The 12,762-nt window shown below is 68.0% G+C and carries 13 protein-coding genes and 1 pseudogene; 9 read left to right on the forward strand and 5 right to left on the reverse strand.

Annotated elements, in window-relative coordinates; all coding sequences use genetic code 11:
• The first annotated feature begins 1 nt into the window (after position 1).
• From atpD to B842_RS05535, 7 genes are all read left to right on the forward strand, one after another.
• Positions 2–1,447 (forward strand): F0F1 ATP synthase subunit beta, encoded by a 1,446-nt coding sequence (gene atpD, locus B842_RS05505; protein WP_040085615.1) that lies wholly within the window; start codon positions 2–4, stop codon positions 1,445–1,447.
• 12 nt (positions 1,448–1,459) lie between these two features.
• Entirely contained in the window at positions 1,460–1,831 is a 372-nt protein-coding gene (locus B842_RS05510; RefSeq protein ID WP_040085616.1) for a F0F1 ATP synthase subunit epsilon, read from the forward strand.
• Positions 1,832–2,145: 314 nt separating this feature from the next.
• Positions 2,146–2,604: a DUF2550 domain-containing protein gene (locus B842_RS05515; RefSeq protein ID WP_245631319.1), complete on the forward strand. Its 459-nt coding sequence runs from the start codon at positions 2,146–2,148 to the stop codon at positions 2,602–2,604.
• Between the two features lie 20 nt (positions 2,605–2,624).
• On the forward strand, positions 2,625–3,317 hold the full coding sequence (nucS, locus tag B842_RS05520) for an endonuclease NucS (RefSeq protein WP_040085619.1): 693 nt from the start codon (positions 2,625–2,627) through the stop codon (positions 3,315–3,317).
• On the forward strand, positions 3,317–3,625 hold the full coding sequence (locus B842_RS05525) for a hypothetical protein (protein ID WP_040085620.1): 309 nt from the start codon (positions 3,317–3,319) through the stop codon (positions 3,623–3,625). Before nucS ends, B842_RS05525 begins: the two co-directional genes overlap by 1 nt.
• 24 nt (positions 3,626–3,649) lie before the next feature.
• Positions 3,650–3,946 carry a thiamine-binding protein gene (locus B842_RS05530; protein WP_040087366.1) on the forward strand — a complete coding sequence of 99 codons (297 nt, stop codon included), beginning with the start codon at positions 3,650–3,652 and terminating at the stop codon, positions 3,944–3,946.
• A 9-nt stretch (positions 3,947–3,955) separates the two neighbouring features.
• Entirely contained in the window at positions 3,956–4,867 is a 912-nt protein-coding gene (locus B842_RS05535) for a tetratricopeptide repeat protein (RefSeq protein WP_040085621.1), read from the forward strand.
• A gap of 15 nt (positions 4,868–4,882) precedes the next feature.
• Here B842_RS05535 and B842_RS13145 read toward each other — a convergent pair whose 3' ends face one another.
• From B842_RS13145 to B842_RS13675, 3 genes and pseudogenes are all read right to left on the reverse strand, one after another.
• Positions 4,883–5,455 (reverse strand): hypothetical protein, encoded by a 573-nt coding sequence (locus tag B842_RS13145; RefSeq protein WP_052437770.1) that lies wholly within the window; start codon positions 5,453–5,455, stop codon positions 4,883–4,885.
• A 48-nt stretch (positions 5,456–5,503) separates the two neighbouring features.
• A pseudogene (locus B842_RS05545) lies at positions 5,504–6,502 on the reverse strand (MFS transporter); the annotation flags it as partial.
• A gap of 12 nt (positions 6,503–6,514) precedes the next feature.
• Complete coding sequence (locus tag B842_RS13675) at positions 6,515–6,715, reverse strand: hypothetical protein (protein ID WP_156119451.1); 201 nt, start codon at positions 6,713–6,715, stop codon at positions 6,515–6,517.
• Between the two features lie 83 nt (positions 6,716–6,798).
• Here B842_RS13675 and B842_RS05550 point away from each other — a divergent pair, with 83 nt between their 5' ends.
• Positions 6,799–7,383, forward strand: coding sequence for a TetR/AcrR family transcriptional regulator (locus tag B842_RS05550; protein ID WP_040085622.1), 585 nt, complete (start codon positions 6,799–6,801; stop codon positions 7,381–7,383).
• Between the two features lie 61 nt (positions 7,384–7,444).
• On the opposite strand, the gene glgB is transcribed toward B842_RS05550, so the two are convergent.
• Both glgB and B842_RS05560 read right to left on the reverse strand, forming a co-directional pair.
• Positions 7,445–9,652, reverse strand: a complete 2,208-nt coding sequence (gene glgB / locus B842_RS05555; RefSeq protein ID WP_040085623.1) for a 1,4-alpha-glucan branching protein GlgB — start codon at positions 9,650–9,652, stop codon at positions 7,445–7,447.
• Between the two features lie 108 nt (positions 9,653–9,760).
• Positions 9,761–11,779 (reverse strand): maltotransferase domain-containing protein, encoded by a 2,019-nt coding sequence (locus B842_RS05560; RefSeq protein WP_040085624.1) that lies wholly within the window; start codon positions 11,777–11,779, stop codon positions 9,761–9,763.
• Between the two features lie 92 nt (positions 11,780–11,871).
• Between B842_RS05560 and B842_RS05565 the strand changes: the two genes are divergently transcribed.
• Positions 11,872–12,711, forward strand: a complete 840-nt coding sequence (locus B842_RS05565; protein ID WP_040085625.1) for an ABC transporter ATP-binding protein — start codon at positions 11,872–11,874, stop codon at positions 12,709–12,711.
• Positions 12,712–12,762: the final 51 nt, after the last annotated feature.

Consider the following 12,762-nt stretch of genomic DNA (forward strand, 5'->3'; position numbering starts at 1 on the left):
AATGACTACAGCTCTCGCAGAGCAGAACGCACAGCAGGCGTCCACCGCCGGCCGTGTCGTGCGTGTCATTGGTCCGGTCGTCGACGTGGAGTTCCCGCGCGGCGAGCTGCCGGCCCTGTACAACGCACTGACTGTCGAGGTCACCCTCGAAGCAGTCGCCAAGACCATCACCCTCGAGGTTGCCCAGCACCTCGGTGATAACCTCGTCCGCACCGTGTCCATGGCACCGACCGACGGCCTCGTCCGTGGTGCCCAGGTCGTGGACTCCGGCAAGCCGATCTCTGTTCCGGTCGGCGACGTCGTCAAGGGCCACGTCTTCAACGCCCTCGGCGACTGCCTCGACGTGCCGGGCCTCGGCCGCGACGGCGAGCAGTGGGGCATCCACCGCGAGCCGCCGGCATTCGACCAGCTCGAGGGTAAGACCGAGATCCTGGAGACCGGCATCAAGGTCATCGACCTGCTGACCCCGTACGTCAAGGGCGGCAAGATCGGTCTGTTCGGTGGTGCCGGTGTCGGCAAGACCGTTCTGATCCAGGAGATGATCACCCGTATCGCGCGTGAGTTCTCCGGTACCTCCGTGTTCGCCGGCGTCGGCGAGCGCACCCGTGAGGGCACCGACCTCTTCCTCGAGATGGAGGAGATGGGTGTTCTCCAGGACACCGCCCTCGTGTTCGGCCAGATGGATGAGCCGCCGGGAGTCCGTATGCGTGTCGCACTGTCCGGCCTGACCATGGCCGAGTACTTCCGCGACGTGCAGAACCAGGACGTTCTGCTGTTCATCGACAACATCTTCCGCTTCACCCAGGCCGGTTCCGAGGTCTCGACCCTGCTGGGTCGTATGCCCTCCGCCGTCGGTTACCAGCCGACCCTGGCTGATGAGATGGGTGTCCTCCAGGAGCGAATCACCTCGACCAAGGGTAAGTCGATTACCTCTCTGCAGGCCGTCTACGTCCCTGCCGATGACTACACCGACCCCGCCCCGGCGACCACCTTCGCCCACCTGGATGCCACCACCGAGCTCGACCGTGGTATCGCCTCCAAGGGTATTTACCCGGCCGTGAACCCGCTGACCTCGACCTCTCGTATCCTCGAGCCGTCGATCGTCGGTGAGCGCCACTACAACGTCGCTCAGCGTGTCATCGGTATCCTGCAGAAGAACAAGGAACTCCAGGACATCATCGCCATCCTCGGTATGGACGAGCTGTCTGAGGAGGACAAGATCACCGTCCAGCGTGCTCGTCGTCTCGAGCGCTTCCTGGGCCAGAACTTCTTCGTCGCTGAGAAGTTCACCGGTCTCCCGGGTTCCTACGTTCCGTTGGCGGACACCATCGATGCGTTCGAGCGCATCTGCAACGGTGACTTCGACCACTACCCGGAGCAGGCTTTCAACGGTCTGGGTGGCCTGGACGACGTCGAGGCTGCATACAAGAAGATCACCGGTAAGTAGGAGGAGACGCACATGGCTGACATCACCGTTGAACTGGTCGCCGTGGAGCGCATGCTCTGGTCGGGTACGGCCAGCATCGTCACCGCGCAGACCACTGAGGGTGAGATCGGCGTGCTGTCGGGTCACGAGCCGATGCTCGGGCAGCTGCGCGAGAACGGCGTCGTGACCATCCGTCCGACCGACGGCGACAGGCTCGTCGCCGGCGTGCAGGGTGGCTTCCTCTCCGTTTCCCCGGAGAAGGTCACCATCCTCGCGGATTACGCGATCTGGGCCGACGAGGTTGACTCCTCGCTGGCCGAGTCCCAGCTGCAGGACGAGGACGAGTCTGTGCGCGCACGCGCGGAGGCTTCGCTCAACGCCGTGCGCCGTAAGGCTGAGGGCTAAATCCGAGGCGCCGCCTCTACCTCTCTCGGACCGGCACCCGCCAGCGTCATGCTGGCGGGTGCCGGCCTTTCCGCGCTTTCCGACGCCCCCTTGACACCCTCATGTGATGTGGGTTACAGTGATCGGACAAGCTTCACAGAGCACATCGAGAGACAGGTTCTGTGAAGAAGTGGACCCCGGGTGTTCCGCCGAGAGGCGGGGACCCGGGGTCTGCGCGTTCCGCGGCAGGGGCGGATCGGCCCACTTCGTTATTGGGCCGGTGGTGACTAAGATTGACCCTTAACCGTCGAGAAAGGGGTACGTCTGTGGAGATCGTGGCCTGGGTAGTGGGTGTCGTCGTTCTACTGGCTGTGCTGCTGGCACTGTGGCGCTTCCTCACGCTGCGGTCACGGGGACAGACGGTCCTGCTGCGTCGCCTGCCGGCCTCGGGGCTGCACGGCTGGCGCCACGGGACGCTGCGTTACGACGGCGACCAGCTCCTCTACTACAAGCTGCGTTCCCTCTCCCCGCGCGCCGACCATGTCTTCCACCGTCAGCAGCTCGAGTTCCTCGACTCGCGGAACGTCTCGGAGGAGGAGGGTGGCTTCATGTCGCGGGACCTGCGTATCGCCACCCTGTCCGACGACCATGACGTCCGCTACGAGTTCGCCCTCGACCAGCACGGTCTCATGGCGCTGACGGCCTGGGTGGAGGCCGCCCCCGACATCCGCCACGAGCGGATCGACTACGCCGCGCTGCGCGACAGGATCACCCGGGGCAAGAACGGGAAGTAGTCCCGGCTAGGGTGGGTCGCATGCGTTTAGTCATCGCCCGTTGTTCCGTGGATTACGTCGGCCGCCTGGAGGCACACCTGCCCATGGCGGACCGCCTGCTCATGATCAAGGCCGACGGCTCGGTGTCCGTCCACGCCGACGACCGGGCCTACAAGCCCCTCAACTGGATGACCCCGCCCTGCACCCTCACAGAGACGTCCATCAGGAACATCGACGATGAGGACACGGGCGAGCAGCTGTGGATCGTGGAGAACAGCAAGGGGGAGCAGCTGCGGATCACCATCGAGGAGATCCACCACGAGACCAACCACGACCTGGGCACGGACCCGGGCCTGGTCAAGGACGGCGTCGAGGCGCACCTCCAGGAGCTGCTGGCCGAGCACATCACCACCCTCGGTGAGGGCTACAGCCTCGTGCGCCGGGAGTTCCCCACGGCCATCGGCCCGGTGGACCTGCTGGCCCGTGACCAGGACGGCGAGACCGTCGCCGTGGAGGTCAAGCGCCGCGGCGGGATCGACGGCGTCGAGCAGCTCACCCGCTACCTCGAGCTGCTCAACCGCGACGAGCTGCTCAGCCCGGTCCGTGGCGTGTTCGCCGCCCAGGAGATCAAGCCGCAGGCCCGGCTGCTCGCCGAGGACCGCGGCATCCGCTGCGTCACGCTGGACTACCAGGCCCTGCGCGGCATCGAGTCCGACGAGCTCCGGCTGTTCTGATGGGGCGGCGGAACCGTCCGGCGCGGTCGCGGGGGCGTCGGGAGGCCCGGAAACCACCACGTGAGCTGCCCCGCGACGGCAGCGCCTTCTACGGCACGCAGGCGGTCGAGGGGCCGTCGTGGACGCAGGGGGAGATGTACCTCTTCCGGCACATGGGCAGCCACGCGGCGCAGAAGTTCTACGTCTGCCCGGGCTGCAACCAGAACATCCCGCCCGGTGTCGCCCACATCGTCGCCTGGCCACGGGACACGGGTCGGGGAGCGGACGACCGCCGTCACTGGCACCGGCACTGCTGGGACCGTCGCTGAGTTCCGACAGGTAGCCTGGTGGGCATGATCATCGCTTTTTCCGTGGCGCCGACGGTCACCGCGACCCCGAACGCCGAGATGTCCGCCGCCGTGGCGGAAGCCGTCCGCATCGTGCGTGAATCCGGTCTGCCGAACGAGACCAACGCCATGTTCACCCTCGTGGAGGGGGAGTGGGACGAGGTCATGGACGTGGTCAGGCGCGCCACCTTCGCCGTCGCCGAGGTCTCACCCCGCGTGTCCCTGGTGCTCAAGGCCGACATAAGGGCCGGGTTCACGGACATGATGCACGAGAAGATCGAATCGCTCGAGAAGCACTTCTAAGGAGAACACTTGAACACCCCGCACCGCTACGTCTCCGGAGCCATCGATCTGGGGGAGGTCAAGGCCCGCGCCGAGGCCCGTGAGCAGGCAGCGGCGGCCGCCGCGCGCCCGCACACCGGCTCCGGCCCCGCGCCCTTCCTCACCGTCACGGTCGAGAACTTCGAGACGGAGATCGTCCGCCGCTCCCTGGAGGTGCCCGTCGTGGTCCTCGTGGGTTCCCCACGCAGCCCGGAGTCCGAGCAGCTGCGCATCGACCTCGAGAACCTCGCCACCGCCGCCGGCCTGGCCTACATCGTCGGCTACGTCGACGCCGACGTCACCCCGCAGGTCGCCCAGGCCTTCGGCGTGCAGGTGCTGCCGACGGTCATCGCGCTGGGCGGCGGCCGCCCGATGACCCAGTTCGAGGGCGCGCAGCCCATCGACTCGCTGCGGCAGTGGCTCGACACCCTCGTCGAGCAGGTCGGCCCGCAGCTCTCCGGCCTGCAGGAGACCGAGGAGGAGGTCCCCGAGGACCCGCGTCTGCAGGACGCCCTCGCGGCCCTGAACACCGGTGACTTCGACGCCGCCATCGCCGTCTACGACGAGATCCTCACCGAGAACCCCGGAGACACCGACATCGCCCAGGCCCGGGACACCGCGAAGCTGCTCAAGCGCCTCGACCCGCAGAACCGCACCGAGGACCCGGTGGCGGCGGCGGACGCCGCGCCGGAGGACGTCGAGAAGCAGTTCACCGCCGCCGACGCAGAGGTCGTCGCCGGAACCCCGGAGCGGGCCTTCGAGCGTCTCATCGCGCTCATGACCGCGGTGCCCGGCGAGAAGCTGCGCGTGCGCGACCGCCTCGTCGAGCTCTTCGCGCTTTTCGACGCCGCCGATCCCCGCGTCACCGCCGCCCGCACGCAGATGGCCTCGGCGCTGTTCTGACGGGCTCGGTGACCGTCAGGCGTCCAGCGGGGCGTGGAGGCCCCCGAGTTCCGGCCCGCCGGCGTCCCGGGCGGTGACCCAGGCGTCATGGAGCCACATGGCGGTGTTGCGGCGTGAGTGGCTGCTGTTCCACTCGATGTCGCGCTCATAGGTGATGATCCGGTTGCCGGTGCCGACGATCACCCACGTGTACAGCCCCGAGCTGTGACGGGTCTTCACCTTCATCCCGGACACCGTCTCGCGTTCGCCGGTCGCCGTGGTGATGGTCTCGTCGTGCCGGTCGATCCACTGCACCGCGAGACCGGCGGCGAGGTCGGGGTCGAGGTCACGGAGGAACTCGCGGGCGACCTGTTCGGCGTCCCGGGGAGTGGGCATGGCGTCGGCAGTGAATCCGACGGTCTGCCGGGTGTACCCGTAGAGGGTGTCGTCGTCACCGTGGACGACGGTGACATGTGCACCGCCGTATCCGACGTCGCCGGCGGGGTGGTGACGGGTGACGGTGACGGGCAGACCCGACTGCTTCTCGTGTCTGATGGTGGTCCCGGTGAAGTTCCCGGGGATGGACAGAGCGGGATGGAGTGTGGACATGATCTTCCTTTGTGGTGTTTGAGTACAGGGGAGAGGCCGGGAGGTGGATCACTGCGGGCGGGTGGCCAGTGCAGTCGAGTACAGGGCGAGCAGGAGACAGGGCACGGCGAGAAGAGCGGTGCCGTTGACGAGTGCGGCCTGGGGGACGGCCCCGGCGAGCGCGGTCACGGGCAGGGGCGCCAGGCTGGCGCCGAGGAAGAGCGAGAAGGTGTAGAGCGCGGTGACGCTGCCCTGCTGCGCGGGCGCCAGCGCGGTGAGTGCCTGGATCGTGGCCGGGGCCAGCACGGAGACACAGGCGGCGAGAACAAACATGCCGACTCCGGCCCCGAGCGCCGTTCCGCCTGCGAACGTGAGGAAGAGGGCGGCTGCTGCGCCGCCGGCGAAAGCAGTGAGCATGCGTGCTCGGGGGCTGACGCCGATGAGCCATCGGGACGCCGCACCCGCCCAGATCAGGGCGGGTACCGCGCTGAGACGCAGCATCAGGAGCTCGCTGTCCGGGTACCGGTTGCTGAGCCCGAGCGCGGCATACAGGGCCACGAAGGGACCCAGAACCGCCAGGGTCGCCCCCAGGAGCAGGCTGACACGGCGTTGCCTGATCAGACCGACGAGGACTGTGGCGGGGTTCCCGCCTGCGGGGGCACCGGGACTGACCGGCCGCACGGCGATGGCGACGACCACCCACCCGGCCGCCAGCACCACGGCGCTGGCGGCGAAGAACCAGCGCCACGACCCGACCATGAGCACCAGTTGAGCGGACACCTGGGCGATGGCGGCCGCAGCCAGGAAGGAGCTTGTCAGCACGGTGACGGCGATCATGCGCACCGCACCCGGCAGCCGCGCGCCGACATAGGCGAAGACGGAGGGCGCGAAACCCGCGGCGCCGGCGCCCTGGAGCACGCGGCCGGCCAGGAGCCATTCCATCGACGGGGCAGCGGCGACCAGAACTGTGGCGGTCACCAGCACGGCCAGACCGGTGAGCAGGCAGCGCCTGGGTCCGTACCTGTCCACCATCGGACCCCAGAGGAGGAAGCCGACCGCGTAGGACGCACCGAAGAGGGTCTACACCCAGTCGGCTGTCGCCGGGGCGGCCCCCAGATCCCGGGCGGCAGCGGGGCCGAGGACAAGCGCGCCGTAGAGCTGGGAGAGCACGGTGAGGGCCAGCAGGACGAGGAACGCCACCAGCACCGGGGGTCGCTCCAGGACGCCGGGGAACGAGGGGGAGCGGGGTGGTCGGGTGAGGAAGGCAGGTGGGGTGTGCATGACCCCGAGGCTACAACCAACTAGTTAGTTGGGCAACTATCCGGTTGGTTGTTCCGTGGGTCGGGCCGACCTACCATGGAGCCATGACAGGTCCGGAAGCCACCAAACGAGCACTTCTCGACGCCGGGCGTGCGGAGTTCGCCCGCCACGGCCTGGCCGGAGCCCGCACCGACCGGATCGCGGCCCACGCCGGCGTGAACAAGCAGCGCATCTACGCCTACTTCGGCAACAAGGAGGGCATGTTCCATGCCGTGCTCGCCGACGCACTCGACTCGCTGCTCGGCGTCGTCCCCTACCCGGAGGGGGACCTCACACCACCGCAGTTCCTCAGCGCCTACGTGCAGGCGGTGAGCGACTACCACGCGCAGCACCCCGACCTGCTGCGACTGCTCCAGTGGGAGGGACTCGAGCTGGGGGCCTCGGAACGGACCACCGACTCCCGGTCCGGGTACTACCGCGACAAGGTCGCATCCTTCGCGGAACACCTCCGACTCGACCCGGAGGAGGCCGCACCGCTGCTCTTCGGGGTGATCGGTCTGGCGGCCTGGCCCCATGTCGTCCCGCAACTGGCCGCGCTCATCCTCGACAAGGAGGCGGACCAGTCGCAGGAGGCGGCGATGGACTGGGCCTGCCGGCACGTCAGGGCCCTGGCCGGGCCCGACCTCTAGACAACGGCGAGGGCCCGCCCCCGGATGACCGGGGGCGGGCCCTGTGGCGTCGAAAAGCGACCTACCAGCTGCCGCGGTGGCGGTACCACTGCACGGAGTTGGCGGGGATGTGCAGGGTCAGGGAGTGGTCGTGACCGTCCCAGCCCTCATCCTCGGTGGCGACGACCTGGACGAGGTCGTTGCCGGCACCCTCGTACTTCTCGTCGTCGGTGTTGAGCACCAGCTCCCAGTCACCGGCCCGCGGCATACCCAGCTTGTAGGCCGGCTGCGAGGTGCCCGACAGGTTGATCACCGCGAGGATCGCGGAACCGTCGGTGCCGTAACGGATGTAGGCCAGCAGGTTGTTGGCCGCGTCATCGCCCTTGATCCACTGGAAACCGGAGTAGTGGTGGTCCTGGGAGTACAGGGCGGGGTTGCGGCGGTACACCCAGTGGATGTCCCTGATGAGGGCCTGGATGCCCTCGTGGTACTCGTGGCCCCAGCCCTCGAGGTTGGACCAGTCGATGGAGTGCGCCTCGTCCCACTCACCGGTCTGGCCGAACTCCTGGCCCATGAACAGCAGGTTCTTGCCCGGGTGGGAGAACATGTAGCCGTAGAGGGCACGCAGGCCGGCGGCCTTGTTCCAGTCGTCGCCCGGCATACGGCCCCACAGGGAACCCTTGCCGTGGACGACCTCGTCGTGGGAGAACGGCAGGACGTACTTCTCCGAGTACGCGTAGATCATGGAGAAGGTGATGTCGTTGTGGTGGTACACGCGGTGCACCGGGTCGAGCTTGAAGTACTCGAGGGTGTCGTTCATCCAGCCCATGTTCCACTTCAGGGAGAAGCCCAGGCCACCGTGCTCGGTCGGGGCGGTGACGCCCGGCCAGGAGGTGGACTCCTCGGCGATGGTGATCACGCCCGGGTGCGCGCGGTGGACGGTGGCGTTCATCTCCTGGAGGAACTGCACGGCCTCCAGGTTCTCGCGGCCGCCGTACTGGTTCGGCTCCCACTCGCCCTCCTCGCGGGAGTAGTCGAGGTAGAGCATGGAGGCGACGGCATCGACACGCAGGCCGTCGATGTGGAACTCCTCGATCCAGTACAGGGCGTTGGCGACGAGGAAGTTGCGGACCTCGTTGCGGCCGAAGTCGAAGACGTAGGTGCCCCAGTCCTTCTGCTCGCCACGACGCCAGTCCGGGTGCTCGTAGAGCGCCGGGCCGTCGAAGCGGGCGAGCGCCCAGTCGTCCTTGGGGAAGTGCGCCGGGACCCAGTCCACGATGACGCCGATGCCGCGGTTGTGGAACGCCTCGATGAGGGCGCGCAGCTCATCCGGGGAACCCCAGCGGGCGGTGGGGGCGTAGTAGCCGGAGACCTGGTAGCCCCAGGAACCACCGAAGGGGTGCTCCGCGACGGGCATGAGCTCGACGTGGGTGAAGCCCTGCTCGGCGACGTAGTCGACCAGCTCGGTGGTCAGCTCCTTGTAGCCCTTGCCGATCTTCCAGGAACCCAGGTGCACCTCGTAGATGGACATGGGGCCGTTGACGACGTCGGCGTGGGCCCGGTTGCGGATCCACTCGCCGTCGGTCCACTCGTAACGGGAGTCGACGATGACGGAGGTGGTCTCCGGCGGGGCCTCGGTGGCCTTGGCCAGCGGGTCGGCCTTGTCGCGGCGGTGACCCTCCTTGGTCTGGATGGCGAACTTGTAGGCGTCGCCGGCGCCCAGACCCGGGACGAACAGCTCCCAGACTCCGGAGGAGCCCAGGGAACGCATCGGGTACTGGTTGTTGTTCCAGGCGCAGAAGTCACCGACGACAGCGACACCCTCCGCGTTGGGGGCCCACACGGCGAAGGAGGTGCCCTTCACGGTGCCCAGGGCCGTCTCGTAGGAACGGACGTTCGCGCCCAGGACGTCCCACAGGCGCTCGTGGCGGCCCTCGGAGATGAGGTGCAGATCGAGGCTGCCCAGGGTCGGCAGGAAGGCGTACGGGTCGGCGGTGACCACCGGCTCGGCGTCCGGCCAGTGGATGCACAGGCGGTAGTCCGGAGTGTAGATGTCCGGCAGGCCGAGGACCCACACGTCGTCACCGATCGGGGTGGCCGGGCGCGACTCATTGTGGATGAGGATGTCGACGCGGGTGGCTCCGAGCTGGCGGGTGCGGATGACCGAACCGCCCTCGACGGCGTGCCATCCGTAGAAGTCATGGGGTGCGTGATGGCTGCAGTTACGCAGTCGCTCCATGTCCGCGTCGGGGATGAGCAGTTTCTGGTCGATGCCGTTGGCGTCGTGCATGGCTTGCCTCACTGGTGGAAGGTTGATCCGGTTGTTTTTGGGTGGGGGCGTTCTAGCGCCCGGTCATACTCCTGACGCTACAGGAGTCGACCGGGCGGAAGAGCGGTGTCAGGCGCGGTAGTCCGTGACGTTGCGCCAGGCGAGCGCCTCGCGCTGATCAGCGGCGACGGTCGGCAGGACGAGAATGTGGGCCACGTCGACCTCCGGGACGAGGCGCACGTAGTTGTGCTCGCCCCAGGTCCACGTGGCGCCGGTGACGGCGTCGTGGACCGGGAAGGTCGCACCCGGGTGCAGGCCCAGGGCCTCGAGCTCGAGGTGGACGGTGCCGGCCTGGGTGTTGTAGGTGTCCAGGTTGACCACGACGAGGACGACGTTGCCGGTGACCGGGTCGACCTTCGAGTAGGCCATGATCTGGTCGTTGTCCACGTCGTGGAAGTGCAGGTTGCGCAGCTGCTGCAGGGCCGGGTTCTCGCGGCGGATGTGGTTGAGCAGCGTGATGTACGGCTCGAGGGAGTTGCCGGAGGCGAGCGCGGCCTCGAAGTCGCGGGGGCGCAGCTCGTACTTCTCGGAGTCGAGGTACTCCTCGGAGCCCTGCGCGACCGGGATGTTCTCGTAGAGCTCGTAGCCGGAGTACACGCCCCACAGCGGGGACATGGTGGCGGCCAGGGTGGCGCGGACGGCGAACATGGCGCGGCCGCCGACCTGGAGCGACTCGTGGAGGATGTCCGGGGTGTTGACGAACAGGTTCGGGCGCGAGTAGTCGGCCGCGTCGCGGATCTCGGTGGCGAACTCGGTGAGCTCCTGCTTCGTCGTCTTCCACGTGAAGTAGGTGTAGGACTGCGAGAAGCCGAGCTTGGCCAGGCCGTAGAGGCGCGGGGCGCGGGTGAAGGCCTCGGCGAGGAAGATGACGTCCGGGTCGGTCTCGTGGACCTTGTTGATCAGCCACTCCCAGAAGTTCGCCGGCTTGGTGTGCGGGTTGTCCACGCGGAAGGTGCGCACGCCCACGTTCACCCAGTGCATGACGACGCGGTAGATCTCGTCGTAGACCGCCTTCGGGTTGTTGTCGAAGTTGATCGGGTAGATGTCCTGGTACTTCTTCGGCGGGTTCTCGGCGTAGGCGATGGTGCCGTCGGCGAGGACGGTGAAGAAGTCCCGGTGGTCGGTGGCCCAGGGGTGGTCCGGGGCGGCCTGGAGGGCCAGGTCGAGAGCGATCTCGAGGCCCAGCTCCTTGGCGCGGGTCAGCAGGATACGGAAGCTCTTGATGGTGCCCAGCTCCGGGTGGACGGCATCGTGGCCGCCCTCCTTCGAGCCGATGGCCCACGGGGAGCCCACGTCGCCCGGCTCCGGGGTGAGGGTGTTGTTGCGGCCCTTGCGGTTGATCTCACCGATCGGGTGGATCGGCGGGAAGTAGACGGTGTCGAAGCCCATCTTCGCCACCCGCTCCAGGGCGGCGGCGGTGGTGGCGAAGGTGCCGTGGACCGGGTTGCCGTACTGGTCCCAGCCGCCGGTGGAGCGGGGGAACAGTTCGTACCAGGAGCTGACCAGGGCGCCGCGGCGCTCGACCAGGACCTCGCAGACCGGGCCGTGGGTGAGCAGCTCACGCAGCGGGTGGCGGTGCAGCACGGCGGTGACGACCTCGGACAGGCCGGTCTCGACGCGCTTGGCCAGGCTCAGCTCCTCGTTGCGCAGGGCCGTGGCGGCGTCGATGAGCACGCCGGAGACGGAGGCCGGGGCGGCCTTCGCGGCGGTGTCGAAGAGGTCGGCGCCGTGGGCGAGGTCGTTGGCGAGCTCCTCGGCGGACTGGCCGGCGTCCATCTTCTTGGTCACGGCGTTGCGCCAGGTGGCGAAGACGTCGGACCAGGCGTCGATGCGGAAGGTCCACAGACCGGGGGCATCCGGGACGAACACGCCGTGGACGCGGTCCTGGTTGTCGGGGTCGGTCGTCATGTGGATGGCGACGGTCTCACCCTCCGGCGGGGTGACGTTGAGCGTCGCCGCGATGGCGTCGTGCCCTTCGCGCCACGCGAGGGCGGTGACGGGGACAACCTCTCCGACCACGGCCTTTGCGGGGTACTGGCGCCCGGAGATCTGGGGGCGGACGTCATCGATTCCGAGTCGACCGGTCATGTGTTTCACCTTCCACATTGAGGGGTTGGAACTACCCAACGAGCCTAGTCCAGCTGTGTCAGTTCCACAGGGGACGAGAAAAATCGGCCACAATGGGGGATGTGACTGACTTCAACGAGACCAACGAGGATCTGCTGGTCGATTTCCGCGATGTGACCTTCAAGCGTGGGGGACGAAACCTCGTCGGCCCCGTCACGTGGCAGGTCGAGCTCGACGAGCGGTGGGTGATCGTCGGCCCCAACGGCGCCGGCAAGACCACCCTCATCCGCATGGCCGCCGCGGAGGAGTTCCCGACCACGGGCCAGGCCTACGTGATGGGCGAGCGGCTGGGCCGCACCGACATGCGTGACCTGCGGGCGATGATCGGCGTCTCCTCCTCGGCGCTCGGCAACCGCATCCCGCCGGACGAGACCGTCGGCGACCTCGTCGTGTCCGCCGGTTACGCCGTGCTCGGCCGCTGGCGGGAGGAGTACGAGGAGATCGACTTCGAGCAGGCCCACGAGATCCTCGACCAGGTGGGCGCCTACCACCTCATCGACCGCACCTGGGGCACCCTCTCGGAGGGTGAGCGCAAGCGCGTCCTCGTGGCGCGCGCGCTCATGACCAACCCGGAGCTGCTCATCCTCGACGAGCCGGGCGCCGGCATGGACCTCGGCGGCCGCGAGGACCTCGTGGGTTACCTCGGTGACCTGGCGATGGACCCGGACGCCCCGGCGATCGTCATGATCACCCACCACGTCGAGGAGATCCCCTTCGGTTTCACCCACGCGATGCTTCTCGACGAGGGCGAGGTCGTCGCCCAGGGCCTCATCGACCAGGTGCTCACCAGCGAGAACCTCTCGAAGGCCTTCCACCAGCCGATCGAGGTGTCGCGCATCGGGGAGCGCTACTTCGCCCGCCGCACCCGCCGTCGTCCGGCGCACCGCCGCTGAGGTTTCCCTAGACTGTCGGTAGTCTCACTGACCCCGATGATTCCCCGGAGG

The sequence above is a fragment of the Corynebacterium humireducens NBRC 106098 = DSM 45392 genome (assembly GCF_000819445.1).
Classification (GTDB): Bacteria; Actinomycetota; Actinomycetes; order Mycobacteriales; family Mycobacteriaceae; genus Corynebacterium; species Corynebacterium humireducens.